The sequence below is a fragment of the Streptomyces sp. MUM 2J genome (assembly GCF_022414535.1).
Classification (GTDB): Bacteria; Actinomycetota; Actinomycetes; order Streptomycetales; family Streptomycetaceae; genus Streptomyces.
The window spans coordinates 1-26,583 of sequence record NZ_JADWYM010000045.1 but is presented as its reverse complement, the minus strand read 5'-3'; the positions used below and the strand labels follow the sequence as shown (position 1 = coordinate 26,583).

Here is a 26,583-nt window from a genome sequence, read left to right as displayed (position 1 = left end):
GGGAGGATCCCGGCCGGCCAGAGCGGCGGCGGGATCCGCGGGCTTCTTCTGCGGGCAGCACCGTTCGGCCCGGCGACCCGCGCCGGGCGTACTCCACCGGAGGGCCCGCCTCAGGCGGCCGGCGGCGGCAGAACGAGCGCGTCCGAATGCATGACCGGCACCCTAGGCGGCCGTGCCCCGGGCCGCCAATTCCCTTTCCGGGCCGCCGCCGCTCACCACCGGCTCCGCGGAGCTCCTCGCGGGCGCCGAGGACTGGGCGATGAACGCTCCCACGAGGACCACGGCACCGCCGACGAGCTGCGGCGCGGACAGGTGCTCGCCGAGCAGGGTCCAGGCCAGCACGGTCGCGACGACCGCCTCCAGGCACGCCACGACACCCGCGACCTGCGGGGAGAGCCGGCGCACCGACAGCACCCCGGTGGCATAGGCGACGACGGTGGCGATCAGCACGATCCAGGCCAGCAGCAGCCAGGCCGCGACGGGCCGGCCGTCCATGCGCGCGCTCCCTGCGAGCACGGACCAGTCCATGTCCCAGGGGCGGGCGAGGACGGTCAGCACGGCGGCACCGATGAGCAGACCGTAGGCGATGACACCCAGGGGGTCGGGAGCGTCGGCGCCGGAATCACCGCCGTGGTCGGAGAGCACGAAGTAGCCGACCTGGCAACCCGCGGCACCGAGGGCGAGCAGCAGTCCGAAGGCGTCGAAGCTCAGGCCCGACCACACCTCGACGACACAGGCGAGTCCGCCGACGGCGAGCACGACGCCCACGGCAGCGGCGCGCGTGACCGGCCGCCGCTGCACGAACCGCACCCAACCCAGCACGAGCGCCGGCGCGAGGTACTCCACCAGCAGTGCGACGCCGACCGGGATGCGCGAGAGCGCGGCAAAGTAGCAGGCCTGGACCCCGGCCACGGCCAGCAGACCGAACCCGGCGAGCAGCGCGGGCCGCCGACGCAGCAATGCCCGGTGGCGCACGGCCAGCGGCAGCATCACCAGGGCCGCCCCCGCGACACGCAGCCACACCACGTGCAGCGGGTCGAGCCCCGCCTCGATCAACGGCTTGGCCGCCACGCCGGATCCGCCGAAGGCGAGTGCCGACGCGAGGGCGAGGGAGAGCCCGAGGCTCTTCCCGCGGTGGCCCTGACTGCTTCCAGACGTATGCACCGGCACATGATGACAGGCGACGACAGGAGCGTCATCCTCTATGACACCTGTCTCACGGGCTGGACGGCCGGCCACCACGGCCACCGGACAGGGTGCTGCGACCCGGCGTCCCCCTACGGGACGTGCGCGACCTCACGGACCCCGATGCCGGCGGCGAGCACCTCGACGGCCCGGGCGCCGGGGTCGACGGCAAGCGGCCCGAGCCCACCCTCCGGCCGGCACGGCGGGGCCGGACCCCGCGATCCCCGTCGCGGCACGGCGAAGGGCGCCCCGCGGACGGTTCCGCCGGGCGCCCTTCGCCGGTGGGGGCTCAGTCCTCGTCGGCGAGGATCAGGTACAGCTTCTTGCGGGCCTCGCCGATCACGGCCAGCGCCTTCTCGCGCTGCTCCTTGCTGCCGGTCTTCCAGACCTGCCCGAAGGCCTCCATCAGCCCGAAGCCGGCCTGGCGGACGTCATGGAGGGCCTCCCAGTCGATTCCGCGCGAGGCCTCCTCCCACGGCGCCTCGGGTCCCTCTTCGGCAGCGGTCCGGCCCGCTTCGGTGAGCGAGAACAGCTTCTTGCCACCCTCGGCCTCACTGACGATCAGCCCCTCGTCCTCCAGCAGCTGGAGGGTGGGGTACACCGAGCCGGGGCTCGGCTTCCACGCACCACCGCTGCGTTCGGCGATCTCCTGGATCATCTCGTAGCCGTGCATCGGCCGGTCCTTGAGGAGGGCGAGGATCGAGGCCCGCACATCTCCCCTCCGCGCCCTGCCGCGCGGCCCGCCGCGCCCCCGGGGCCCCCAGGGGCCGCCCGGCCCGAAGCCCGGCCCGCCGAAACCGGGCCCACCCGGCCCGAAGGGCCCGAAGGCACCGCGCCGCCCGTCGAAGCCGCCCCGGCCGTACTGCCCGGGACCGCCGTGTCCACGCTCGTATCCGAATCCATGGGTACGCATCGCAACCACTCCATTCCATCGTTGATCTGTCGCGATGCCTCAACGATATATCGGAAACTATCGACTGACAACCCTCGGTGAGCAGTCGGCCAAACGGCCGCGCCCGCGCCGGGCCGTGCCAGGCAGCCCGCGGTACGGGGCCGACGGGACTCCGGGCAGGTCGCCCGGACGGGCGGCGCCGGGCGTTCGCCGAGACACGACGGTCTCGCCGGAAAACGGTCCACGACCCGCGCATTGGACTTGGCCCGGGGCTCTGCGTCGCCCCTAGCGTGTGGAGGCATGCGCATCCGAATCGTCGACGCCTTCACCGACCGCCCCTTCACCGGCAACCCGGCCGGCGTCCTGCTGCTCGACGCCTTCCCCGACGACGACCGGCTCCAGAAGGTGGCGATGGAGGTGAACCACGCCGAGACCGCCTTCGCCCACCGGCTGCCGGAGGACGCCGAGGCCGACTGGGCGCTGCGGTGGTTCACGCCGGTCGCCGAGGTCGACCTGTGCGGCCACGCCACGCTCGCCACCGCCCACGTCCTCGCCGGCACCGGCGCCCACGTCGGCCCCGTCCGGTTCGCCACCCGCAGCGGGGTGCTCGTCGCCTCGCCCCACGAGGACGGCTCGATCACCCTCGACTTCCCCACCGCACCGCTCACCGCGGTCGACGTACCGGACGGGGTCGCCGAGGCCCTGGGCGCCGAGCCGCGAACCGCCCACGACACCGGCCCGAACGTCGGCGACCTGCTCGTGGAGCTCGCCGACGAGAAGACGGTGCGCGCTCTCACGCCGGACCACAGGGCCTTGGCCGGCCGTTCCGGGCGCGGCATCATCGCCACCGCCCGCGCCGAGGACGCCACCCGGGGCTACGACTACGTCTCCCGCTGCTTCTTCCCGAGCCTCGGCATCGACGAGGATCCGGTCACGGGCAGCGCCCACACCGCGCTCGCCCCCTACTGGTCCGAGCGGCTCGGCCGCGCCGAACTGACCGGCCTGCAGGCCTCGCCCCGCCCCGGCCGCGTCCGCACCGAACTGCGCGGCGGCCGCACCCTGCTCGGCGGCCGGGCGGTCACCGTGATCGACGGCGAGTTGCTCGCCTGAGCGGGGCGTGCCGGCGGCGCGGGCAGGGGCGTACGGCCGTCAGGCCGTCGGCAGCCAGTCCACTCGGCCGGCCAGCAGCGCGTACCCCACGAAGGCACCGATGTCGAGCAGGGAGTGCGCCACCACAAGCGGGCCGACCCGCCCCCACCGCCGGTACAGCCAGACGAAGACGACGCCCATCACCATGTTGCCGAGGAATCCGCCGATGCCCTGGTAGAGGTGGTAGGAGCCGCGCAGGACGGCGCTGGCGACCAGCGCGCCACCCGGGCTCCAGCCCAACTGGCCCAGCCTGCGCAGCAGATAGCCGACGACGATGACCTCTTCGAGGACGGCGTTCTGCACGGCGGACAGGATCAGCACCGGGAACTTCCACCACACGTCGGGCAGCGCCTCGGGCACCACGGTCAGGTTGAACCCGAGACCGCGGGCGGCGAGATAGAAGGCGACGCCGGTACTGCCGATGACGGCTGCGACCGCCGCCCCACGGCCGAGGTCGGGCCACGGCCGGGTGCGGTCGAAGCCGAGGGTGCGCAGGCTCTCGCCCTCGCGCATCAGCAGGTGCGCGACGAGCGCGACGGGCACCAGCGCCGAGGCGATCCCGAAGAGCTGCCAGGCCAGGTCGAGCCACGGGCGGCCGGGCGCGGCCGAGGCGTTGAGGGTGGCCGCCTGGTCCTTCAGTCCGCCCGGTGCGGTGACCGATCCGATGAAGCTGATCAGCGCCGACAGGCCGCTGGCGCCCAGCGAGAGCGCGAGAACCAGCAGTGTCTCGTCGCGCAGTGTCCGCCGCGCCAGCCGCCGCTCGGGAAAGGTCTCCGCCACCTGCCGCCTCCAGTTGCTCAGTCCCGCTCGGTCCGGTGTCCACCGGTGCGGGGCCTCGCAAGAGACTACGAAGAGGGTGGACGGGGGACGCGGAGGGGGGCGGGCGCCGGGCGCCGCATCACCCCAGAGGAACCGGCTCCGGCAGGCCGACCGGCCAGGTGTGGACCGGGTCGCCGAGGTTCATCAGCTCGCGGTAGCGCCGGGTGGTCGCGGCCAGCGCGGCGTCCCGGGTCATCCCGGTCTCCCGGGCGCGGTGGAAGGTGGCGGCCTGCCAGGCGGCACCGTTGGTCCGGCGGCGGCAGCGCTCCTCGATGACGCCCAGGTACAGGTCCCGGTCCGCGCGCTCGACCCCCCACGCGTCGAGCCCGGCCTCGGCGAGCGGGAGCAGTTCGTCCCTGACGAGGCTCACCGCGTCGACGTGGGCGGTGCCCCCCATCCTGCCGCGGCGCGGCCACTCCAGGCGGGCGTCGATGCCGTACCGGCACGCGGCGTCGAAGTTGGCGGCGGCGGCCTCGAACGGCAACCGCGTCCACACCGGCCGGGTGTCCTCGGCGAGGGCGCGGACAGCACCGTAGTAGAAGGCCGCGTTGGCGACGACGTCGGTGACGGTGGGTCCGGCGGGCAGCACCCGGTTCTCCACGCGCAGGTGCGGCACCCCGTCCGCGATCCCGTACACGGGGCGGTTCCAGCGGTAGATGGTGCCGTTGTGCAGGACGAGTTCGGCGAGCTTCGGCACGCCGCCGGCCGCCAGGACCGCCAAGGGGTCCTCGGCGTCGCAGATCGGCAGGAGCGCGGGGAAGTAGCGCAGGTTCTCCTGGAACAGTTCGTGGGCCGAGGTGATCCATCGCTCCCCGAACCAGGTCCGCGGCCTGACCCCCTGCGCCTGAAGCTCGGGCGGGCGGGTGTCGGTGGACTGCTGGAAGAGCGGGGGCCGCGACTCGCGCCACAGCTCACGGCCGAACAGGAAGGGCGAGTTGGCGCCGACGGCGATCTGCGCCGCGGCGACCGCCTGGGCGGCATTCCACACGTCGGAGAAGCGCGCAGGGGTGACCTGGAGGTGCAATTGCACGGAAGTACAGGCGGCTTCCGGGGCGATCGACCCCGAGGTGCAGATCAGATGCTCCACTCCCTTGATGTCGAGGGAGAAATCCTCTCCCCGGGCGGCCACGATCTGATCGTTGAGCAGGGTGTACCGGTCGGCCTCGGAAAGATTGGACGAGACCAGGTCGTCCCGGTCGAGGGTCGGCAGAATCCCGATCATCGCGATCGACGCGTCGACCTCGCCGGCTTTTCGGTCGGCATATGCCAGGGAGGTGCGCAGTTCCTCGGCGAGCCGGTCGAATACCCGGCCACCCAGGCGGTGGGGAGCGATGTTGACCTCCAGGTTGAACATGGCGAGTTCCGTCTGGAAATCCTGGCTGGCGATGCGCTCGAGTACTTGCGCGTTCAGCATTTTCGGCTGCCCGTCGGCGCCCACCAGGTTCAATTCGATCTCGAGCCCCATCAGGTTCTTCGGGCGATCGAACCGCTGCCGGGCCAGGAGCTGCTCCAGCCCCGTCAGGCACTGCCGCAGCTTCTCGCGGTAGTGCTGGCGATCCGACAGGTCGAACCGACCTGCCACGACCTTCTCGCCCATGCAACGCGTCCCTTCGTGACGGGCGGCCCGGCCGCCGGTGTCCGGGTCAGGTGTCCGGGTCAGGTGGGATGATGCCCAGCCGATGCGATCGATAACGTCCCGCCCGTGCGCCCCGCCCGCTACGCTGGGGACGGAGTCCGGAGGCACATTCGCCGGGCAAGCGGCGGAGTGCGGATTCGGGGTCCCGGCATCTCGTGAAAAACGCCGACGAGAATTGGCCGACCGTTGCCTGCTCAGCTGCCGAGGTCATCAGCGTGAGGTCCGTTCGAAATCGGGAGGATTCCCGCGTATCGTCGACGTGATGGCCCCTTGCCGAGAGCGCCCGAAACGGCTAGCCGAAACGGCATGTGAACACGTGTCGTATAAACTCCGCACACAAGGCACTAGGTGGGCGCCCACGGTCACGCGCCTGCCGTCCCGGTGACGGACGGCAGCCGCACGCACACCCCTCGCTCCACATCCCGGCCTCACCTCTGTGACCCCGAGAGCTGACAGTGTCGTCCGCCCCCGCCCCGCACTCGCGCCGCCATGCCTGTCGAACGAGAGGCGACCCACCATGCCGCTGCATGTCCCCCCGGCTCCCGCACCCGCCCTGCGCTCCGTCCTCACGGCACTCGGTTCCCCCACCGCGGTCCGCGAGGCACCGACGCCCTCTCTGCGCTCAGCCCCGCACCCCGCAGTCCCCGAGCTGCCACTCCCCCTGCACGTCCTGCACCACACCACCCCCGAAGGCGCCACCGCCACCCGGCTCGTCGGCTGGCGCTTCCTGATCCGCTGCGGCGACCGCGCGGTGGCCGCGGCGGAGACCCGGCTCACCCCCGACGGCTGGGCCTTCTCGCACTTCTTCGAGGGTCCCTACGTCGCCGCCACCGAGCGGGCGCTGCGCCAGGCCGAGTCCGTGACCCAGCCCTACCAGCCGCGCCTGCTGTCCGTGCCCGGCCTGTACATGCTCACCCTGTGGCTGCACGGCGACTGCACCGCCGACGGCGCGGCCGGCCACCCGGCCGCCTCCGACCTGCTGGTACCGCTGGCACCGGCCCCGCCCGGCATCTCCGCCGACCGCCCGCACCGCGTCGCCGACCTGCTCCCGGTCCTCACCCACCGGGTGACCCCGGCGACCACCCCGCTGCTCGGCTCGCCCGCCTGAAGATCCGCTCCAGCCCCTTTCCTTCCGTGCCCCGTCGTCGCATACTCGCGGCGGCGGGGCACGGCGCCGTCGGCCGGGCATTTCCCGATCTACGCGCCGGATCCCGCTCCTCCGAGCGGCAGTCCGCTCAGAGGGTCGAATTCCCCGAGTGCGTCAGCCACTCTGGGCCACTGCCAACCACCCAAAGTGATAGTCGAGTTGAATTGAACCGCCCGGCCGGGTGATGCGTCATCATTCTGTGAGAAGCGGTGCTGTGAAATCCCTGCGGATCGACGCCCGTAGGGCAACACTGGATTCCAACCGAACGTGTCATCTACGGGGGCCCGGACATGATCACATCAGAGCGAAAGATCCCACCCATGTGCCAGCACCAGCCACCGTGCCCGACAGCCGATTCCGCCGACCGGGAGTCGGCCCGCCTCATGGCGCACCACCCGGAGCAGGGCTGGAGCCTGCTGTGCAACGGCGTGCTCCTCTTCGAGGACACCGGTGAGCTCCTGCCGGACGGCCAGGTCATCGCCCCGCACCGCCCGCTGGGCACCGGACAGGTGATGACGGCCGCCTGAGCACCACCCGGCGGCACCCGTGCCGCCACCGCCCCACCGGGGCCGGCCGCGGCCGACACCTGCGCACCGGCCCCTCTCTCTGCCCTCCGACACCGCCGGGGCGCCCACCCCGCCGGTTCGTCGAGCGGCCCCCTCAGCGGGCCGCCTCCAGCGCCGCTCCCGTCTGAGCGGCCAGCGTCACCGCCACCAACCGGGCCTGGAGCGTCGGCGCGGGCCCCGTCCCCGGCGTCAGCATGAAACGCCCGAGGTAGTGGCCGCTGCCCCAGACACGCAGCTCGATCTCGCCCCCGGGCCATCCCCGCGCCTCCAGGTCCCAGGACCGACGCCCGACCGTGACCACGCCGTCCGCCTCCAGCCGGGCCGGCCGGCCCAGCAGCGTCCCGTACTCGAAGCGGCAGGCGACCAGGCCGAGCAGTTCGCCCAGTTCCCCGCAGACATGGTCGACCACGGTGTCCGCCGGCCGTGCCGTGTGCACGAGGGCGGCGGTCGCGTGGAGGCGGGCGAGGTAACCGGCACCGGTGGCCGTGCCCGCCTCCAGGCGCCGTGCCCTGGCCGTGAACCGGGAGACCATCAGCCCGACGGCCAGCAGAAGCAGCGTCGTCTCGACGTCGGCGGGGGCGGAGATGCCGAAACTGCCGTAGGGGCGGGTGTGGAAGACGTCGAAGCAGGCGGCGGCCGCCAGCGCGGTCGGCACCTGCGCGGTGCGGCTGCCCAGCATGGCGACCGCGACGACGGTCACGACCAGGAACAACGCGGCGTGGGTCCGTAAGGAAGGATCGCGGAACGGCACCAGCGCGACCGCCACGGCGCAGGGCGCGAACGGGCCGGCGACCAGGGCGAGCCGGTCCCGTGCGGCCGGGCCGGCCACCCACAGCCGGTGCGGGGGACGGAACGGTCGCCGTGTCCCGGTTGCCGTACTCATCGGGCACCTCCTGCGCTGGGGCGACTGCGGACGGTTCGTTGGGGCGGGCGGGCCCCGGCCGGGGCCGACGGCCCGATGCGTTCGGCCCGCCACCCGGAGTGTCCTCGCGCCCGGGGGTTCCGTCCATGGCCCCGCACGCCGAGGCGGACGGCCGGGCGGGTGTGCGCCTCGGCCCCCGTGCCCGCGCCCCGCAGACGCGTCCCCGTCGCCGCCCGCGCCCGCGAACCCGCGGCCCGACGGGTCCGGCGGCGGGACCGGCCGCCGCACCCCTATCGTGACCGGCATGCAGTCCTACACCATCGGCCAGGCAGCACGGCTGCTCGGCGTGAGCCCCGACACCGCGCGCCGCTGGGCGGACGCCGGCCGGATGACCACCCACCGCGACGACAGCGGACGGCGGCTGATCGACGGACGGGACCTCGCCGCCTTCTCGGTCGAGCTCGCCCGGGCGGGCATCGGCGGCGACGGGGACGTGGCGCCGTACACCTCGGTCCGCAACGCCTTCCCCGGCATCGTCACCGCGATCAAGCTCGGCGACGTCGCCGCCCAGGTCGAGATCCAGGCCGGCCCGCACCGGCTGGTCTCCCTGCTCACCCGCGAGGCCGTGGAGGAGCTCGGGCTGGAGGTCGGCGTGGAGGCCACGGCACGCGTGAAGTCGACGAACGTCCACATCGACAGGACCTGACCGGAGACCCGTTCCTCGTCGGAACTCATATGCGACCCCACAGCGACTCGGGACTTCGCTCATGCGATGCGACAGATGACTTCCACCTCGCATCTACGGCAGTATCATCGGCGCACAGGAGGGGTTCTCCGAGCCCCGCACCGAAGCACCGAGGGAGTGGACCCGTGACGACCCGTCCCACGCGACGAACCGGCCGTCGTCGCCGGCCCACCGGGCTCACCGCCGTGTCGGCCGCCGCGCTGCTGGCCCTGAGCGCCTGCTCCGGCTCGTCCGGGACGTCGGGGGCGGACGGCGCCGCCACCGGCTCCCGGGGCCCGTCCTCCGCTTCGGCGAAGCTCTCCGGCACCGTCACCGTCTTCGCGGCCGCCTCCCTGAAGGAGAGCTTCACCGAGCTGGGCGCGCGGTTCGAGAAGGCCCACCCCGGCACCCATGTCAGCCTCGACTTCGCCGGCAGCGACACCCTCGCCGCCGGCATCACCGGCGGTGCCCCGGCCGACGTCTTCGCCTCCGCCAGCACCCGGACGATGGCCGTCGTGACGGACGAGGGGGCCGCTGACGGCGCCCCGGTCACCTTCGCGCGCAACCAGCTGGAGATCGCCACCCTGCCCGGCAACCCCGACCGGATCGCCTCCCTCACGGACCTGACCCGGCCCGGCCTCAAGGTCGTCCTGTGCGATACGTCCGTGCCGTGCGGCGCCGCCGCGCGAAAGGCCCTGGACGCCGGTGGTGTGCGGCTCACCCCGGTCTCCTACGAGCAGGACGTCAAGGGCGCCCTGAACAAGGTCGTGCTCAAGGAGGCGGACGCCGCCCTCGTCTACCGGACCGATGTGAGAGCCGCGGGTGCCAAGGTGCGGGGTGTGGACTTCGCCGAGTCGGCGCGGGCCGTCAACGACTACCCGATCGTCGCGCTGAAGAACGGGGACAACGCCGCGGCGGCCCGTGCCTTCATCGACCTGGTGCGGTCCGCCGACGGCCGGAAGGTACTGACCGACGCAGGGTTCCGCACGCCATGACGCCGCGCCTCAGGACCGGCACAGCGGACGTCCACCGGAGCGGCCCGCGGCGCGGTCGCGCCCGGACCGGCGTTCCGCTGCCGCTCCTGCTGCCCGCCCTGGCAGGACTGGCGTTCCTGGTGCTGCCCCTGGCCGCCCTGCTGGTCCGGGCCCCGTGGAGCAGCCTGCCGGAGCAACTGACCAGCCCCGAGGTGTGGCAGGCGCTCAGGCTGTCCCTGGTCTGCGCGACCTCCGCCACCGCGCTCAGCCTCGTACTCGGCGTCCCCCTCGCCTGGCTGCTGGCCCGCACCGACTTCCCCGGCCGCGGCCCGGTCCGCGCCCTGGTGACGTTGCCGCTCGTCCTGCCCCCGGTCGTCGGCGGCGTCGCCCTGCTGCTCGCCCTGGGCCGCAACGGCATCATCGGCCGGTGGCTGGACGCCTGGTTCGGCGTCACCCTGCCGTTCACCACGGCCGGCGTCGTCCTCGCCGAGACGTTCGTGGCGATGCCGTTCCTCGTCATCACCGTCGAGGGCACCCTGCGGGCCGCCGACCGGCGGTACGAGGAGGCGGCGCAGACCCTGGGGGCCTCCCGCTTCACCGCGTTCCGGCGGGTCACCCTGCCCTTGATCGCCCCGGGGGTCGCCGCGGGCGCCGTCCTGGCCTGGGCCCGCGCGCTGGGCGAGTTCGGCGCGACCATCACCTTCGCGGGCAACTTCCCCGGCCGTACCCAGACCATGCCGCTCGCGGTCTACCTCGCGCTGCAGAACGACCCGGCCGCCGCCATCGCCCTGAGCCTGGTCCTGCTGGCGGTCTCCGTCGCGGTCCTCGCGGGGCTCCGGGACCGCTGGACACACCCCTCATGACCGACGCCACGCCCACCACCTCCGCCCCGGCCCCGCACGGCGCCCGGGACGGCGGCCTCGACGCCCACCTGATCGTCGACCGTGGCCCGTTCCGCCTCGACGTGTCCCTGACCGCGGCCCCCGGCGACGTGGTCGCCCTGCTCGGCCCGAACGGCGCCGGCAAGACCACCGCGCTGCGCGCCCTGGCCGGCCTCGACCCGCTCACCGGCGGTCACCTGCGGCTGGACGGCGCGGAGCTGGACCGCACACCGCCCGAGGCCCGCCCGGTCGGCGTCGTCTTCCAGGACTACCTGCTCTTCCCGCACCTGACGGCCCTGGACAACGTGGCCTTCGGTCCGCGCTGCCGCGGCGCCGGCAAGGCCGAGGCCCGCGCCCGGGCCGCCGGGTGGCTGGACCGCATGGGCCTGGCCGGTCACTCCGGCGTCAAGCCGCGCCACCTCTCCGGCGGGCAGGCCCAGCGCGTCGCCCTCGCCAGGGCGCTCGCCACCCTGCCGCGCCTGCTCCTGCTCGACGAGCCGCTGGCCGCGCTCGACGCGCGCACCCGGCTGGAGGTCCGCGCCCAGCTCCGCCGGCACCTCGCCGAGTTCGAGGCTGTCGCCGTGCTGGTCACCCACGACCCGCTGGACGCCACGGTCCTGGCCGACCGGCTGGTCGTGGTCGAACACGGCCGCGTCGTGCAGGAGGGCACCCCCTCGGACATCGCCCGCCACCCGCGCACCGACTACATCGCCCAGCTGGTCGGCCTGAACCTGTACCGGGGCCGGGCCGAGGGCCACACGGTCCGGCTCGACGCCGGATCCGAGATCACCACCGCGGAGGAGCTGACCGGACCGGTCTTCGTCGCGTTCCCACCGGGAGCCGTGACCCTGCACCGTGACCGGCCCACCGGCTCCAGCGCCCGCAACCTGTGGCACTGTGCGATCGAGGGTCTGGAGATCCACGGCGACCAGATCCGCGCCGACCTCACCGGCGCGCTCCCGATCGCCGCGGACCTGACCACGGCCGCCGCGGCCGAGCTGGACCTGCACCCGGGTGCACCGGTCTGGGCGACGGTCAAGGCGACGCAGACCCACGCCTACCCGGCCTGACCGGCCACCGGCACTACGGTGACGGCCATGACCCTGAGCATGCGCAACCAGCTCGCCGGCACGGTCGCCACCGTGACGTCCGGCGAGGCCATGGCGACCGTCCGCGTCGCGCTCACCGGCGGCGGGCAGCTCACCGCCGCGATCACGAAGGAGGCGGTCGAGGACCTCGGGCTCGCCCCGGGGTCCTCCGTGAGGGCCCTGGTGAAGTCGACGGAGGTCTCACTGGCCACCGGCCCGGTCCAGGGCCTGTCCATCCGCAACCGCCTGCCCGGCACCGTCACCGGAATCGCCACCGGCCCCGCCATGGCATCGGTGAAGGTCGCCGTCGACGGCGGCGAACTGACGGCGGCCGTGACCCGGGACGCCGCCGACGACCTGGCCCTCGCCGAGGGCTCCGCCGTCGTGGCCCTGTTCAAGGCGACCGAGGTCGCCCTCGCAACCCTCTGAGCAGCACGAAGGGGCCCCCGACCGTATCCGGCGGAGGCCCCTTCGACGCGTCGCTCAGTCCTCGTAGGCGTCCAGCGGCGGGCACGAGCAGACCAGGTTCCGGTCACCGAACGCCTGGTCGATACGGCGCACCGGCGGCCAGTACTTGTCCGAGGCGGACACCCCGGCCGGGAAGACCGCCGTCTCACGGCTGTAGGGGTGCTCCCACGCGCCGCCGAGCGCGCGGGCGGTGTGCGGGGCGTTGCGCAGCGGGTTGTCCTCCGCCGGCCACTCGCCCGAGCCGACCTTCTCGATCTCCGCGCGAATGGCGATCATCGCCTCGCAGAACCGGTCCAGCTCGGTCAGGTCCTCCGACTCGGTCGGCTCGATCATCAGCGTGCCGGCCACGGGGAACGACATGGTCGGCGCGTGGAAGCCGTAGTCGATCAACCGCTTGGCGACGTCGTCCACGCTCACGCCGGTCGCCTTGGTCAGGGGACGCAGGTCGATGATGCACTCGTGGGCGACGAGCCCGCCCGGCCCGGTGTAGAGGACCGGGTAGTGCGGCTCCAGCCGCTTGGCGATGTAGTTGGCGGAGAGCACGGCCACCTGCGTGGCCCGCTTGAGCCCCTCTCCACCCATCAGGCGGACGTACGCCCAGGAGATGGGCAGGATGCCCGCGGAGCCCCAGGGGGCGGCGGAGACCGGGCCCACGCCGGTCTCCGGTCCGGCCTCGGGCTGCATCGGGTGGTTCGGCAGGTACGGCGCGAGGTGGCCGCGCACGGCCACCGGACCGACGCCCGGGCCGCCGCCGCCGTGCGGGATGCAGAAGGTCTTGTGCAGGTTCAGGTGGGAGACGTCCCCGCCGAAGTGGCCGGGCTTGGCGAGACCGACCAGGGCGTTCAGGTTGGCACCGTCCACGTACACCTGGCCGCCGGCGTCATGCACCTGCGCGCAGATGTCGGCGACGTGCTCCTCGAACACGCCGTGTGTCGACGGGTAGGTGATCATGAGCACGGCCAGCTCGTCGCGGTACTGCTCGATCTTGGCCCGCAGGTCCTCGACGTCGATCTCGCCGTCCTCGGCGGTCCTGACGACGACGACCTTCATCCCGGCCATGGCGGCGCTGGCCGCGTTGGTGCCGTGCGCGGAGGACGGGATGAGGCAGACCGTGCGCTGGTCGTCGCCGTTGGCCCGGTGGTAGCCGCGGACGGCCAGCAGGCCGGCCAGCTCGCCCTGCGAGCCGGCGTTGGGCTGGAGGCTCACCCTGTCGTAGCCGGTGACCTCGGCGAGACGCTCCTCCAGCTCGTGGATGAGCGTGAGGTAGCCCTGCGCCTGCTCGGCGGGCGCGAACGGGTGCAGCTGACCGAACTCCGGCCAGGTGACCGGCTCCATCTCCGTGGTCGCGTTGAGCTTCATCGTGCACGAGCCCAGCGGGATCATGCCGCGGTCGAGCGCGTAGTCCCGGTCGGAGAGCTTGCGCAGGTAGCGCAGCATCGCGGTCTCGGAGCGGTGCTCGCGGAAGACGGGGTGCGTCAGGTAGTCGTCGGTGCGCAGCAGCCCCTGCGGCAGCGTGTCCCCGGTGTCCGCGTCCAGCGCCTCGACGTCGCCGTCGACCCCGAAGGCCCGCCACACGACCGCGAGCTGCGCCCGGGTGGTGGTCTCGTCGCAGGCCATCGAGACGTGGTCGGTGTCGGCCAGGTGCAGGTTGACCCCGTTGCCGCGGGCGGCGGCGACGACCTCGGCGGCCCTTCCGGGCACCCTGACGGTCAGCGTGTCGAAGAACGCGCCGTGCACGACCTCGATACCGCCGGCGCGCAGTCCGGCCGCGAGGACGGAGGCATAGCGGTGCGTGCGCCGCGCGATGGCCCGGAGCCCCTCGGGCCCGTGGTACACCGCGTACATCCCGGCCATGACGGCGAGCAGCACCTGCGCGGTGCAGATGTTGCTGGTGGCCTTCTCCCGGCGGATGTGCTGCTCACGCGTCTGGAGGGCAAGGCGGTAGGCCTTGTGCCCGTCCGCGTCGACGGAGACGCCGACGAGCCGCCCGGGCAGGCTGCGTGCGAACTTCTCGCGCACGGCCATGTAGCCCGCGTGCGGTCCGCCGAAGCCCATCGGAACACCGAAGCGCTGGGTGGTGCCGACGGCGATGTCCGCGCCCAGCTCGCCCGGCGACTTCAGCAGGGTCAGGGCGAGCAGGTCGGCCGCGACGGTGACGAGGGCGCCCAGTTCGTGCGCCTGGTCGATGAGCGGCTTGATGTCGCGTACGGCGCCGGAGGCGCCGGGGTACTGGATCAGCACGCCGTTGATCTCACGGGCGGCGATGTCGGCGGGGATGCCGTCGCCGAGGTCGGCGACGACCACCTCGACGCCGGTCGGCTCGGCCCGCGTCTCGATGACGGCGACGGTCTGCGGCAGGGTGTCCGCGTCGACCAGGAAGAGGCCCTTCTTGTTCCTGCCCATCCGGCGGGACAGGGCCATGGCCTCGGCGGCGGCCGTGCCCTCGTCCAGCAGCGAGGCGCCGGAGGTGGGCAGACCGGCCAGTTCGGCGACCACGGTCTGGAAGTTCAGCAGGGCTTCCAGCCGGCCCTGGGAGATCTCCGGCTGGTACGGCGTGTAGGCCGTGTACCAGGCCGGGTTCTCCATGACGTTGCGCAGGATGACGGGCGGGGTGAAGGTGCCGTGGTACCCGAGGCCGATCATGGAGTCGAGGACCTGGTTGCGGTCGGCCAGCGTGCGCAGCTCGGCCAGCACCTCGGCCTCGGTGCGGGAGCCGGGCAGGTCCAGCGCATCGGCGTTCTTGATCACATCCGGCACCGCGGCGGCGGTGAGCTCGTCGAGCGAGCCGTATCCGACCTGCGCGAGCATCTTGGCCCGTGCCTCCTGGTCGGGCCCGATGTGGCGCTGCTCGAAGGGGATGCCCTGTTCGAGCTCGGAGAGCGGGGTACGGTGGGCGGTCATTGCGGAGGCCTCCTGGTCTGACGCGACCTTCGAGGGGCACCACGGCGCGGGTGCCCGGACGGCCTCCCCCTCTGTCATCTCAACCTGAGAGCTTCACCGGGCCGCCCCAGGGCGCCCGGCTTTCACCGTCGGTGAGAGCGGAAGCCGTCGACACCCGCCCTGCTTTCCAGAGTGACCTCGTCCGTGCGGTACGTGAGCCTGAGAGATTCCGGGGAGGATTTGCTCCTTCGGCGCCTCCGCGAACCTCTCCGGAGGACTCTCCCGCACGGGGTCAACAGCCGCTGCCAGCGTACCAGCGACCCCACCGTACGGGCCTTCGAGTGGCCGCTCGCCCGAATGTGCTCTTTTGTAGTGCTTACGGATGAGTTGCGACCGAGTGGAGGGACCGTGCAGACCGACATCGATCCGCGCAACCTGATAGGCCGCAAGGCGTTCGATCGCAACGGCGTCAGGATCGGCACCATTGACGAGGTCTACCTCGACGACGCCACCGGCGTACCGGAGTGGGCCGCCATACGCACCGGCCTGTTCTCCCGGGACGCCTTCGTCCCCCTGGAACCCAGCGAGCTGATCGAGGGCACCCTGCACATCCCCTTCGACCGTGCCCTGATCAAGGACGCACCCGACTTCGGTGTGGGCCGTCACCTCTCCCCCGACCAGGAACTCCAGCTGTACCACCACTACGGCCTCGACATCGCGGCGCCGCCCCCTCCGCCCGACCGCGACTTCGGCAGACTCGCCGGTACGGAGGACGCCGACGCCTGATCGGAATCGCCGCGTCCGCGCGGCGGTTCCGGGCGCGGCACCGGGGCACGGGGGCACAGGGGCCTGTGCACGGGGGCCCAGTGCCGTGCCGCAAGCGCCGGGAGAGGCGAGCCCCGCGGGACGGAGGGCCCCGCCCCTCAGGCATGCGTCCGGTCCACCGCGGCCCCTCCTCCGCCGGACGGAGCCGGCACGAGCGGCAGCGGCTCCGCCGGTTCCAGGTCGGGATCGTCGACCCGGAACGTGCGCACCCGTCCCGGCCCGGAGTACGGCGTCTCGAAGCGGACGGTGACCCTGCCGAGCCCGCTGCCCTGCACCCATCCGGGCCCGTACGCGGCGTGCCGCACGTCGTGGCCCGGATACCACCGCCGCTCCACGAGCGCCGCCCGCTCCGGCCCCGGCGGCCGGTCCTCCCCGGTCCCCTCACCACCCCCCGCGTTCTGCGGCGGGGTCTCCGCCGCCTCTGCCACCCGCGCGGCGTCCGCAGCCTCCGCGGCCTGCGCGAACAGGTCCTCCTGGGTGTAGTCGGCGAGCCCGCTGACGCCGACGCCGAGCAGCCGTACACCGCCCGTGGTGTCCACGGAGTCCAGCAGACGCGCCGCCGCCTCCCGCACCACCGCCACGTCGTCGGTGGGACCGCGCAGCGTCTCCGAGCGGGTCAACGTGGAGAAGTCGTAGCGCCGCACCTTCAGCACGATCGTGCGCCCCGAGAGACCGGCGCGGCGCAGCCTGCGCACGCACCGCTCCGCGAGCCTCTGCACCTCCAGCCCGATCCGCGTCCGGTCGTGGATGTCGACGTCGTAGGTGTCCTCGACCGACACCGACTTCGCCTCCCGCTCGGCGACCACGGGCCGGTCGTCGCGCGCCAGCGCCATGGCGTACACCCCGTGCCCGTGGGCCTTGCCCAGCAGGCGCACCAGTTCGTCCTCGCCCGCCTCGACGATCTCGTCCACCGTGGCGATCCCGGCGCGCCGCAGGTGGTCCCCGGTCGCCGGCCCCACACCCGGAAGGGTCCGCACGGACATCGGCCCGAGCAGCGCCCGCTCGGTCCCGGGTTCGATCAGCACCAGCCCGTCCGGCTTGGCCTGTTCGGAGGCGATCTTCGCCAGCATCTTGGAGCCGGCGAGGCCCACGGAACCGGTCAGTCCGGTCACCGCCCGGATCTCCCTGCGCAACCGCACCCCCACCAGCCGCGCCGATGTGCTGTCCGAGGCCGCTCCCCCGGCCTCCAGATCGACGAACGCCTCGTCCAGGCTCAACGGCTCCACCAACGGCGACAGCTGCCCCAGCAGCCCCATCACCTGTTCGCTGATCGACCGGTAGAAGCCGCCACGCGGTGTGAGATAGGCGGCGTGGGGCGCCAGCCGGCGCGCCTGGGCCGTGGGCATGGCGGAATGCACACCGAAGACCCGCGCCTCGTACGAGGCGGTCGCCACGACCCCGCGGGGACCGATCCCACCCACCACGACGGCCTTCCCCCGCAGACTCGGCTTGGAGGCCTGCTCCGCCTGGGCGAAGAAGGCGTCCATGTCGAGATGCAGGATCGTGGGCGCGGCTCTCACATCTCCGATGCTGCACCACGGCACTGACAATGCCGCCGAACGACCGCCCTGAGGCCGGTGGCGCCGTCCCGGTACCCGGGAAACCGCTCAGACGGCCCGGTTGCGCCGCCGCGCCAGCTCGTCGGCGGGGTTGTGCCCGACCAGGGTCTCGCCGGTGTCGACACGCTCCCCGTGCAGCTGGGACAGAGCGCTCTCGACGTCCCGCCACACGACGCCCACGGCGATGCCGAAGACGCCCTGCCCGCCCTGGAGCAGTGCGTGCACCTCGTCGGGCGAGGTGCACTCGTAGACGGTGGCACCATCGCTCATCAGGGTCATGCGCTCCAGATCGCTGAAGCCGCGTTCGCGCAGGTGCTGGACGGCGGTGCGGATGTTCTGCAGGGACACCCCGGTGTCGAGGAAACGCTTGACGATCTTCAGGACGACGACGTCCCGGAAGCTGTACAGGCGCTGTGTGCCGGATCCGTAGGCCGGGCGGACGCTCGGTTCGACGAGCCCGGTGCGCGCCCAGTAGTCCAGTTGCCGGTAGGTGATCCCGGCGGCCGCACAGGCGGTCGGACCGCGGTAGCCGATCTCCTCGGACGTCATGGACGCCGCCCCTCCGCTGCTCGGCACGGCCGTCGGTCGCTGCGGGGCGTGATCGGCCGCGTTGCTGTGGTGGGGATACCCCCCGGCCGCGCGGAGCCGAGAGCTCTGGGGCGGGTACGGACCGCCAGCCCCGGGACCGGGTCCGGGGGCGTCCTCAGCCATACCGTCGCCGCTGCTTCTCACGCCGACCTCCGTCCTTGACCTGCCTCCTCGACGGTAGGCAGCCACCACGGGTGCGTCAACGACCGCCACACTCGGCACGCCGAGTGATAATCACCCTGGGAGTGGTTTCCCGTACCCCGCCGCGGGGAAAGGCTAGCCGAATGCGCTCGCGGAGGGCCGCAGGACGCCCGCAATGGCCTCAGGCATGTGCCTGGACATCGGCACCCACCACGCGGCGCTGAGCCGCCGGACGGCGCCCCACCGCCCCTGCGCACCGGGCCGGCGGCGCCCCGGCCCTACTGGCTGCTGGTACCGAAGTCCTCGGGCGAGATCTGGTCGAGGAACTCGCGGAACTTCTCCACCTCGTCCTCCTGCTCGTCCGGAATGGCGATGCCGGCGTCGTCGAGCACCCCGTCACTGCCGTAGATCGGCGTACCGGTGCGCAGGGCGAGCGCTATGGCATCGGACGGACGGGCACTCACCTCGACACCGCTGGCGAACACCAGCTCGGCGTAGAAGACGCCCTCACGCAGGTCCGTGATGCGCACTTCGGTGAGTTCCTGGCCGACAGCTTCCAGCACGTCCTTGAAAAGGTCGTGAGTCAGCGGCCTCGCAGGGGCCATCCCCTGCTGGGCGAAGGCGATCGCCGTCGCCTCCCCCGGCCCGATCCAGATGGGGAGGTAGCGGTCGCCTCCCACTTCGCGCAGGAGCACGATCGGTTGGTTGGAGGGCATTTCGACCCGGACACCTACGACATCGAGCTCGTTCACACAGTAACCCTAGGCCGTGCCCGGGACGTTTGGGTAGTCGGGCCCAGAACGCGTGGCCGATCACGCACCGCGAGCGCCCCTCAGGGCAACCGCACGCCGAGCGCCGTCTGCACCAGCGCGGTGTGCAGCTTCACCGTGAGCCCCGCCAGCTCCCTGGTACGCGCCTCGGCGAGGATCCTGGTCTGCGGGTTGCGGTGGCGCTTCAGGGGGGCCACCACCTGTTCCACCAGCCCGGCCTCCCGGTCCGCGGCGGCCTTCATCACCCGTAGATGCCGTGGCTCGATCCCGAAGCGGCCCAGCTGGGCGACGAGGGTGGCGACGGTGGCCGCCTCCGCGTCGTACAGGCCGTCCTCCAGCGGGGCGATGAGCCCGTACGACTCCCACTCCCGAAGGTCCTGCTCACCGATCTCCGCCGCGGCCAGCAGCTCGGCCCGCCCGATCCGGGCCGCGGTCCGCTCCCCCGGCGACTCCGGCACGGGCTCCCCGGCCCGCTGCCGGCTCAGCGCGGGCAGGGACACCGCCTCGCCGCGCTCCACGGCGTCCAGATGCTCTCGGATCACTCTGAGCGGCAGATAGTGATCCCGCTGCATCCTGAGGACCTGGGCCAGGCGCTGCACGTCCCCGGCACTGAACTTGCGGTACCCGGACGGGCTCCGCTCCGGCTCGATGAGCCCTTCCGACTCCAGGAAACGGATCTTGGAGATGGTGACTTCGGGGAACTCCTCGCGCAGGACGTTCAGCACCGCGCCGATGCTCATCGGACCACTGTCCGCGGCGGCGGCACCGCTGCCGGCGCCGCCGCTCGGTGTTCGAAGCATGCGCCTTCCCTGGGGATTCCCCCCGGACGGCGTCCGGGGGCGGGTCAGTAGCCCCGCTGACTCGCGTAGAAGACCAGCCGGTACTTGCCGATCTGCACCTCGTCGCCGCTCGACAGAGCGACCTGGTCGATCCGCTCGCGGTTGACGTAGGTACCGTTCAGGCTCCCCACGTCGGCCACCGTGAACGAGCCGTCCGATCCGCGCCGGAACTCCACATGGCGCCGGGAGACGGTCACGTCGTCCAGGAAGATGTCGCTCTGCGGGTGGCGGCCGGCCGTGGTCAGGTCGCCGTCCAGCAGGAAACGGCTCCCCTGGTTGGGCCCTCGGCGTACGACCAGCAGCGCGGAGCCGGCCGGCAGCGCGTCGACGGCCGCCTGCGCCTCGGGCGACAGCGACGGCATCGCCGTCTGCCCCGTGACCTCGGCGTCGTAGGCCTCGAGACCGGAGATGGAAATGGTCGAGGTCGTCTCGGACGCCCGCTCGGGAACGGCTCCCGCCCGCAGCGGCGCACCGCAGTTGGAGCAGAAGCGGCTGTTCTCCGCGTTGCGGTTACCGCACCTCGTGCACACCAGGGCCGACATCGGGGAAAACCCTCCACCCGTACTTGAGGTTGACGGTTGTCCGAAACCTATGCCGCCGGACTGGGCAGGGTCAACCGACGGCGCGCCCTGACCTCCGGGCACGTCTCCCCCGGGACCACCCACCTGGTCCCGGAACAGCGGGCGCTGGCCCGCTGCGTCAGGCTCTGCGCGATGGCGGGCGGTCGCGTTGTCGCTGCCCTCTCGCGCACTCTTGCCGAACAACTTCGCAAACAACTTCACGGGCGATTCCCCTTGACCGAAACAGACCCGCCCGTGGGGCAGGACACACCCTGACTGAACACACCGGTCGACCCGGACATCCTCACAACGTCCGTATCCCCCAGACAGTTTCCACCACGCACCACCCGATCGGTGCGCCGACCCCCCGCAACCTCATGCCCTTGCCGGACGCCTCCCATGCACCCCCGATTCACTGGGAGGACGACCGAGCGTAGTCAGGCCGCTTCGCAGCTCGCAAGGCGTCCACAATGATCTTGTCAACCCGTTCGACGGCCACGGTGGCCTGCTCCTTCTCCAGAGTCTGAACCACGCCTCCAGGGATGTTGAGGGCCGGCTCGAGGTCCTGCGGCTTGCCGATGACCTTGAAACGATACGGTGGCGCGATCTTGTTCCCGTCGACGCTCACGCTCTTGCCGGAATCCGTCAGATACGTGTTCGCGACCACGCGGACGCCGTTCACCTGGATCGCCTCCGCGCCGGCGGCACGCAGCTCCTGGATCGCGTCGAGCAGCATGTCCGCCTCGACCGTTCCCTTCGTGTCGTCGATCGTCATCGTGATGCCAGGTCCCTGAGCTGCCACGGTGCCCGCCAGAATGCCGAGTTGCCGTTCCCTCTCGGCCGTCTGCCTGCGGGCCTCCTCGGCCTGGTCGGAGCTGTTCTCCAGTTCCTCCCGCTGCTTCTCGAGACCTTCCTTCTCGTCCTCAAGACGTTGTGTGCGGTCATCCAGTTCATCGAGGATGCGCACGAGATCCTCCTGGCGCGCTCCGCGCAGGGCATTGTCGTTGTCACTGTTGGACGCGACCTGCACGGCGAGCCCGAAGCCGAGGCCGAACAGCAGCAGCGCGACGATGAGTTGGGCGCGCGTGACCCGCGGCGGCCACAGCCCCTGCACCAGGCGCCGCCGGCCGGTGGGCTCCGGTTCGGCGACCGTCTCCTCCGGGGCGGGCGCGGTCCGCTCGGCGGCCGGGAGCGTCTCCGGGGACGGCTCCTCGCGCGGCGGGGTCTCGGGCACCGCGTTCTGGCCGTCCTGGCCGTTCAGGTCGTCCTGGTCGTTGCGGTCGCTCATCGGCCTCACGCCCGGAACACGTGGCGGCGGATCGCCGCGGCGTTCGAGAAGATGCGGATACCGAGGACGACGACGACGCCCGTGGACAGCTGCGCGCCGACGCCCAGCTTGTCGCCCAGGAACACGATCAGCGCGGCCACGACGACGTTCGACAGGAACGACACCACGAAGACCTTGTCGTCGAAGATGCCGTCGAGCATGGCGCGCAGACCGCCGAAGACGGCGTCCAGCGCCGCGACGACGGCAATCGGCAGATACGGCTCGACGGCCGCCGGAACCTCCGGCCGGACCAACAGGCCGGCCACGACTCCCACGACGAGGCCCAGTACGGCGATCACGATGTGCCCTTCTCGGAATGCTCGGTCTTCGGCTGTGCTGTTCGGACGATCACGCTCGGCGCGGCGGGCAGCCGGAGCTCGTCCTGGACGGAGATAGTGGTTCTGATGCCGTAGTTCTCCTGCAGCGCGTGCAGGTACAGCCCGTCGGCACTGCCCTGGAAGACGGTGCTCAGCTGCCGGCCGTCGCCGATCGCGAGAACCGTGTACGGCGGCACGAGCGGCTTGTTGTCGACCAGTATGGCCTCGCCCGCCGCCCTGATCGCCGACAGCGCCGTCAGCCGCTGCCCGTTGATGGAGATGGCTTCCGCGCCGGACTCCCACAACCCGTTGACCACGCGCTGCATGTCCCGGTCGCGCACCCGTCCCGTGTCGGAGAAACCGCTGGTCTCACGCGGATCACCGTCACCGCCGGTGCTCGCCTCCTTGGCGTCGTCGACCACGAGCTTCACCCCGGGGCCGTGCACGGCCGTGGCCCCGGACAGGATGCCCACCAGCTCCCCCCGGTCGTCGCCGCCGCTCTCCTTCAGGGCCTCGCGCTGCCGGGCGCTGACGTCGTCCCGCAGCTCGTCGACGCTGCCCTCCAGCTTGTCCGCCGCATCGCTCTCCTGGTCGATGCGGTCGATGAGCTCCTGGCGCTCCTTGGCCACCACGGGGGCGGCCACCCGCGCCTGGGCCGCCCCGACGGTGACGACGAGCGCGGCGAGCACCAGTCCGGCCGCGAGCCCCAGCTTCGCCCGGAGGGTTCTGGGCAGGCCGCCCTCGCCCTCGGACTTCCGGCGGGCAGCGGCCTCGGCGTAGCCGTCGTCGAGGCTGTGGTCCATGACGTTGGTGAGCAGCGACATGGACGCGTCCGGCCGCGCCGGGGGCGTGGGACTGCTCCGAACGGGGGGCTGCTGCGGCATGCCGCACATCGTCGCACGTCGCCGCCCGTACCTCCGAACGGCCCCACCCACGCGCCGGACGGTGCCCCCTCGGGGACACGTGCCCGGCACGTGCGTGTGCGGTCCCCGCCTACCGGCCGGCGCTGTCCACGACAGCCGACCACTCGTCGAGCAGGTCCTGGGCGGAGGCGTCGTCCGGTCCTTCCGCCCACAGGTGGGTGACGGCCTCGGCCGGGTCGGGCAGCACCATCACCCAGCGGCCGTCCGTCTCCACCACCCGCACGCCGTCCGTGGTGTCCACGGACCGGTCTCCGGCCTCTTCGACGACCCGGCGCATCACGAGGCCCTTGACGGCCCACGGCGTCGCCAGGTCCCGCTTGAGGACGTGTGCCCGCGGGATGCGCGCGTCGATCTGGCTGAGCGTGAGCTGGGTCCGCGCGACGAGCCCGATCAGCCGCACGAAGGCGGCCGTACCGTCGTAGACGCCGCTGAACTCGGGAACGATGAATCCGCCCTTGCCGTCACCGCCGAAGATCGTCCCCTCCTGGCGCCCGACCCGGGTCAGGTCGTCGGGAGAGGTCGTCGTCCACTCCACCTGCGTGCCGTGGTACGCGGCTACCTGCTCGGCGATCCGCGTGGTGGTCACCGGCAGGGCCACGCGCCCACTGCGCCGCTCGGCGGCCACCAGGTCGAGCATGACGAGCAGTGCCCGGTCGTCCTCGATGATGCGGCCCTTCTCGTCCACCAGGGACAGCCGCTCGCCCACCGGGTCGAACCGCACGCCGAACGCCGCGCCCGAGGACGCCACGATCTCTCCGAGGCGCACCAGCCCCGACCGGCGCACCTCGGCGGTTTCGGTGGGCCTGGACTCGTCGAGGCCGGGGTTGATGGTCAGCGAGTCCACACCGAGCTTGCCCAGCAGGCTGGGCAGCACCAGCCCGGAACTGCCGTTCGAGGCGTCGACGACGACCTTGAGGCCGGAGTCGGCGATCCCGGTGATGTCGACGTTCCTCAGCAGTGATCCGGTGTAGGAGTCGAAGACGCTGGCGGGGAAGTGCAGGTCCCCGATCTCGCCGGGGAACGCGCGCCGGTACTCCTGCCGCGCGAACACCCGGTCCAGCTTGCGCTGGCTCGCCTGCGACAGATCCGCGCCCTGACCGTCGAAGAACATGATGTCCACGGAGTCCGGCACCCCGGGCGAGGTCCGGATCATGATGCCGCCGGCGCTGCCCCGTGCGGTCTGCTGCCGAGCCACGGGAAGCGGCACGTTCTCCAGGTCGCGGACGTCGATGGCGCTGGCCTGCAACGCGGAGATCACCGCCCGCTTCAGCGCGCGGGCGCCACGGGAGTGGTCGCGCGCGGTGGTGACGGTGGAGCCCTTCTTCAGGGTCGTCGCATAGGCGCCGGCCAGTCGTACGGCGAGTTCCGGTGTGATCTCGACGTTCAGGATCCCGGAGACCCCCCGGGCACCGAAGAGATGGGCCTGCCCGCGCGACTCCCAGATCACCGACGTGTTCACGAACGCGCCGGCTTCGATCGTCTTGAACGGGTACACCCGCACGTTGCCCTGGACGATCGATTCTTCACCGATCAGGCATTCGTCACCGATGACCGCGCCGTCCTCGATCCGGGCCGCCCGCATGATGTCGGTGTTCTTGCCGACGACGCAGCCGCGGAGATTGCTGTGCTGCCCGACGTACACGTTGTCGTGCACCACGGACTTGTGCAGGAACGCGCCCGTCTTCACGACGACGTTGGAACCGACGACGCTGTGTTCCCTGATCTCCGCGCCGGCCTCGACCTTGGCGTAGTCGCCGATGTAGAGGGGGCCCCGGAGCACGGCGTCGGGATGGACCTCGGCTCCCTCGGCCACCCAGACGCCGGGCGAGATCTCGAAGCCGTCTATCTCGACGTCGACCTTGCCCTCCAGGACGTCGGCCTGTGCCTTCACGTAACTCTCGTGCGTGCCGACGTCCTCCCAGTAGCCCTCGGCGACGAAGCCGTAGACCGGCTTGCCGTCCTTCATCAACTGGGGGAAGACGTCGCCGGACCAGTCGACCGGCACGTCGGGTTCGACGTAGTCGAAGACCTCGGGCTCCATGACGTAGATGCCCGTGTTGACGGTGTCCGAGAACACCTGTCCCCAGGTCGGCTTCTCGAGGAAGCGCTCGACCTTGCCCTCGTCGTCGACGATCGTGATGCCGAATTCCAGGGGGTTCGGCACCCTCGTCAGGCAGACCGTGACGAGCGCGCCCTTCTCCTTGTGGAAATTGATGAGCTCGGTCAGGTCGAAATCGGTCAGGGCATCGCCGGAGATGACGAGGAAGGCATCGTCCTTCAATGCCTCTTCGGCGTTCTTCACACTCCCGGCGGTACCGAGTGGCTTCTCCTCATTGGCATAGGTGAGCTCCATTCCGAGCTCCTCGCCGTCACCGAAATAGTTCTTGACCAGTGACGCCAGGAACTGGACGGTTACGACGGTCTCACTGAGCCCATGCCTTTTCAGCAGCCGCAGCACATGCTCCATGATCGGCCGGTTGGCCACCGGCAGGAGCGGCTTGGGCATGCTGGAGGTCATGGGACGAAGGCGTGTGCCCTCGCCTCCGGCCATCACGACGGCCTTCATGTCGGAAGCGTCCTCCTCGAAGAGACGACGGAGTGGCCGACCTCCCCCGTCCAGATTGTCCCGCACATTGCCGCCGCGGGCCATCGCGGCACCATTACCGCCAGGGGCGAGTTCAGTCGGCCATGGCGTCCGCACGGACCAGTCGGCGGACTTGTACCACGTAGAGGACTCCTGCCCACCAGTACAGCGTTGTACCCCATCCTGCGAACGCCCATCCGAAAATAGCAGCGAGTGACGGGATCCATCCGCTTCCGTCGCTGAGCAGCAGCAGGGGGAAGGCGTACATCAGGTTGAACGTGGCCGCCTTGCCCAGGAAGTTGACCTGCGGCGGCGGATAGCCGTGACGTCTGAGGACGCCCACCATCACCAGGAGCACCAGTTCACGCGCCAGCAGTACGGCCGTCAACCAAAGAGGCAGGATCTCACGCCACGTCAGTCCGACCAGCGTCGACAGGATGTAGAGCCGGTCGGCCGCCGGGTCGAGCAGCCGGCCTAGGCTGCTGATCTGGTTCCAGCGGCGGGCGAGCTTGCCGTCCAGGTAGTCGCTGACGCCGCTCAGCGCGAGCACGAGCAGCGCCCACCCGTCGCTCTTCGGTCCTCCGAACTCCGGCCTGAGGATCAGCCAGAGGAAGAGCGGCACGCCGAGAAGCCGCGCCATGCTGAGAATATTCGGGATGGTGAGGACCCTGTCCGTCTGGACACGGGTCTCCTGAACCTCCACCCGGGGGCCTCCAGTGGGAAACAAGCTGACGATGCCCCCTGACCCTACCTCAACGCAAAAAAGCTCTGGCTCTCGGGCTGTATGCCCAAGAGCCAGAGCTCCAAAGGGAGTTCGGCGGCGTCCTACTCTCCCACAGGGTCCCCCCTGCAGTACCATCGGCGCTGTAAGGCTTAGCT

Annotated in this window: 25 protein-coding genes and 1 riboswitch; of the genes, 9 read left to right on the top strand and 16 right to left on the bottom strand. The window is 71.7% G+C overall.

Features of this window, described 5'->3' with window-relative positions; translation table 11 throughout:
• Nucleotides 1-162 precede the first annotated feature (162 nt).
• Nucleotides 163-1,170 carry a DMT family transporter gene (locus I3F54_RS27150; RefSeq protein ID WP_240121556.1) on the bottom strand — a complete coding sequence of 336 codons (1,008 nt, stop codon included), beginning with the start codon at nucleotides 1,168-1,170 and terminating at the stop codon, nucleotides 163-165.
• A gap of 304 nt (nucleotides 1,171-1,474) precedes the next feature.
• Entirely contained in the window at nucleotides 1,475-2,098 is a 624-nt protein-coding gene (locus I3F54_RS27145; protein WP_240121555.1) for a PadR family transcriptional regulator, read from the bottom strand.
• A 279-nt stretch (nucleotides 2,099-2,377) separates the two neighbouring features.
• Between I3F54_RS27145 and I3F54_RS27140 the strand changes: the two genes are divergently transcribed.
• The gene (locus I3F54_RS27140) at nucleotides 2,378-3,187 is read left to right on the top strand and encodes a PhzF family phenazine biosynthesis protein (RefSeq protein WP_240121554.1); all 810 of its coding nucleotides are present in this window, start codon (nucleotides 2,378-2,380) and stop codon (nucleotides 3,185-3,187) included.
• Nucleotides 3,188-3,226: 39 nt separating this feature from the next.
• Here the strand turns inward: I3F54_RS27140 and I3F54_RS27135 are convergent, their stop codons facing one another.
• Nucleotides 3,227-4,006 (bottom strand): CPBP family intramembrane glutamic endopeptidase, encoded by a 780-nt coding sequence (locus I3F54_RS27135; protein ID WP_240121553.1) that lies wholly within the window; start codon nucleotides 4,004-4,006, stop codon nucleotides 3,227-3,229.
• Between the two features lie 118 nt (nucleotides 4,007-4,124).
• Complete coding sequence (locus I3F54_RS27130; protein WP_240121552.1) at nucleotides 4,125-5,642, bottom strand: glutamate-cysteine ligase family protein; 1,518 nt, start codon at nucleotides 5,640-5,642, stop codon at nucleotides 4,125-4,127.
• 556 nt (nucleotides 5,643-6,198) lie between these two features.
• Here I3F54_RS27130 and I3F54_RS27125 point away from each other — a divergent pair.
• Together I3F54_RS27125 and I3F54_RS27120 are read left to right on the top strand one after the other, a co-directional pair.
• A complete protein-coding gene (locus tag I3F54_RS27125) occupies nucleotides 6,199-6,789 on the top strand; it encodes a hypothetical protein (RefSeq protein WP_240121551.1) in 591 nt (196 codons plus the stop codon).
• 359 nt (nucleotides 6,790-7,148) lie between these two features.
• Nucleotides 7,149-7,355: a DUF5999 family protein gene (locus I3F54_RS27120; RefSeq protein WP_240121550.1), complete on the top strand. Its 207-nt coding sequence runs from the start codon at nucleotides 7,149-7,151 to the stop codon at nucleotides 7,353-7,355.
• Between the two features lie 133 nt (nucleotides 7,356-7,488).
• Here I3F54_RS27120 and I3F54_RS27115 read toward each other — a convergent pair whose 3' ends face one another.
• Nucleotides 7,489-8,277, bottom strand: a complete 789-nt coding sequence (locus tag I3F54_RS27115; RefSeq protein WP_240121549.1) for a DUF4118 domain-containing protein — start codon at nucleotides 8,275-8,277, stop codon at nucleotides 7,489-7,491.
• A 283-nt stretch (nucleotides 8,278-8,560) separates the two neighbouring features.
• On the opposite strand from I3F54_RS27115, the gene I3F54_RS27110 reads away from it, so the two are divergent.
• From I3F54_RS27110 to I3F54_RS27090, 5 genes are all read left to right on the top strand, one after another.
• The gene (locus I3F54_RS27110) at nucleotides 8,561-8,962 is read left to right on the top strand and encodes a molybdopterin-binding protein (RefSeq protein WP_240121548.1); all 402 of its coding nucleotides are present in this window, start codon (nucleotides 8,561-8,563) and stop codon (nucleotides 8,960-8,962) included.
• A gap of 164 nt (nucleotides 8,963-9,126) precedes the next feature.
• Nucleotides 9,127-9,975 carry a molybdate ABC transporter substrate-binding protein gene (modA, locus tag I3F54_RS27105; RefSeq protein ID WP_374205969.1) on the top strand — a complete coding sequence of 283 codons (849 nt, stop codon included), beginning with the start codon at nucleotides 9,127-9,129 and terminating at the stop codon, nucleotides 9,973-9,975.
• A complete protein-coding gene (locus tag I3F54_RS27100) occupies nucleotides 9,972-10,817 on the top strand; it encodes an ABC transporter permease (protein WP_240121547.1) in 846 nt (281 codons plus the stop codon). Before modA ends, I3F54_RS27100 begins: the two co-directional genes overlap by 4 nt.
• Nucleotides 10,814-11,905, top strand: coding sequence for an ABC transporter ATP-binding protein (locus I3F54_RS27095; RefSeq protein WP_240121546.1), 1,092 nt, complete (start codon nucleotides 10,814-10,816; stop codon nucleotides 11,903-11,905). Before I3F54_RS27100 ends, I3F54_RS27095 begins: the two co-directional genes overlap by 4 nt.
• Nucleotides 11,906-11,932: 27 nt before the next feature.
• Nucleotides 11,933-12,352, top strand: coding sequence for a molybdopterin-binding protein (locus I3F54_RS27090; protein WP_240121545.1), 420 nt, complete (start codon nucleotides 11,933-11,935; stop codon nucleotides 12,350-12,352).
• Between the two features lie 54 nt (nucleotides 12,353-12,406).
• Here the strand turns inward: I3F54_RS27090 and gcvP are convergent, their stop codons facing one another.
• Entirely contained in the window at nucleotides 12,407-15,292 is a 2,886-nt protein-coding gene (gene gcvP / locus I3F54_RS27085; RefSeq protein WP_240121544.1) for an aminomethyl-transferring glycine dehydrogenase, read from the bottom strand.
• A 176-nt stretch (nucleotides 15,293-15,468) separates the two neighbouring features.
• A riboswitch (glycine riboswitch) is annotated at nucleotides 15,469-15,566 on the bottom strand.
• Nucleotides 15,567-15,679: 113 nt separating this feature from the next.
• On the opposite strand from gcvP, the gene I3F54_RS27080 reads away from it, so the two are divergent.
• Nucleotides 15,680-16,057, top strand: coding sequence for a PRC-barrel domain-containing protein (locus I3F54_RS27080; RefSeq protein WP_240121543.1), 378 nt, complete (start codon nucleotides 15,680-15,682; stop codon nucleotides 16,055-16,057).
• A 137-nt stretch (nucleotides 16,058-16,194) separates the two neighbouring features.
• Here the strand turns inward: I3F54_RS27080 and I3F54_RS27075 are convergent, their stop codons facing one another.
• From I3F54_RS27075 to I3F54_RS27030, 10 genes are all read right to left on the bottom strand, one after another.
• The gene (locus I3F54_RS27075) at nucleotides 16,195-17,616 is read right to left on the bottom strand and encodes a DNA polymerase IV (RefSeq protein WP_240121542.1); all 1,422 of its coding nucleotides are present in this window, start codon (nucleotides 17,614-17,616) and stop codon (nucleotides 16,195-16,197) included.
• 87 nt (nucleotides 17,617-17,703) lie between these two features.
• Nucleotides 17,704-18,387: a MerR family transcriptional regulator gene (locus tag I3F54_RS27070; RefSeq protein WP_240121541.1), complete on the bottom strand. Its 684-nt coding sequence runs from the start codon at nucleotides 18,385-18,387 to the stop codon at nucleotides 17,704-17,706.
• Nucleotides 18,388-18,662: 275 nt separating this feature from the next.
• Nucleotides 18,663-19,136, bottom strand: a complete 474-nt coding sequence (locus tag I3F54_RS27065) for a bifunctional nuclease family protein (protein WP_004002801.1) — start codon at nucleotides 19,134-19,136, stop codon at nucleotides 18,663-18,665.
• Between the two features lie 80 nt (nucleotides 19,137-19,216).
• Nucleotides 19,217-19,954 (bottom strand): MerR family transcriptional regulator, encoded by a 738-nt coding sequence (locus I3F54_RS27060; protein WP_240121540.1) that lies wholly within the window; start codon nucleotides 19,952-19,954, stop codon nucleotides 19,217-19,219.
• A gap of 44 nt (nucleotides 19,955-19,998) precedes the next feature.
• Nucleotides 19,999-20,883, bottom strand: a complete 885-nt coding sequence (locus tag I3F54_RS27055; protein WP_240121580.1) for an FHA domain-containing protein — start codon at nucleotides 20,881-20,883, stop codon at nucleotides 19,999-20,001.
• An 82-nt stretch (nucleotides 20,884-20,965) separates the two neighbouring features.
• Nucleotides 20,966-21,841: a DUF881 domain-containing protein gene (locus I3F54_RS27050; RefSeq protein ID WP_240121539.1), complete on the bottom strand. Its 876-nt coding sequence runs from the start codon at nucleotides 21,839-21,841 to the stop codon at nucleotides 20,966-20,968.
• 5 nt (nucleotides 21,842-21,846) lie between these two features.
• Complete coding sequence (locus I3F54_RS27045; RefSeq protein WP_003977440.1) at nucleotides 21,847-22,179, bottom strand: small basic family protein; 333 nt, start codon at nucleotides 22,177-22,179, stop codon at nucleotides 21,847-21,849.
• Nucleotides 22,176-23,081: a DUF881 domain-containing protein gene (locus I3F54_RS27040; protein WP_240121538.1), complete on the bottom strand. Its 906-nt coding sequence runs from the start codon at nucleotides 23,079-23,081 to the stop codon at nucleotides 22,176-22,178. Before I3F54_RS27040 ends, I3F54_RS27045 begins: the two co-directional genes overlap by 4 nt.
• 109 nt (nucleotides 23,082-23,190) lie before the next feature.
• Nucleotides 23,191-25,686 (bottom strand): mannose-1-phosphate guanyltransferase, encoded by a 2,496-nt coding sequence (locus I3F54_RS27035; RefSeq protein ID WP_240121537.1) that lies wholly within the window; start codon nucleotides 25,684-25,686, stop codon nucleotides 23,191-23,193.
• A 112-nt stretch (nucleotides 25,687-25,798) separates the two neighbouring features.
• Nucleotides 25,799-26,407 carry a CDP-alcohol phosphatidyltransferase family protein gene (locus tag I3F54_RS27030; RefSeq protein WP_240121536.1) on the bottom strand — a complete coding sequence of 203 codons (609 nt, stop codon included), beginning with the start codon at nucleotides 26,405-26,407 and terminating at the stop codon, nucleotides 25,799-25,801.
• Nucleotides 26,408-26,583 lie beyond the last annotated feature (176 nt).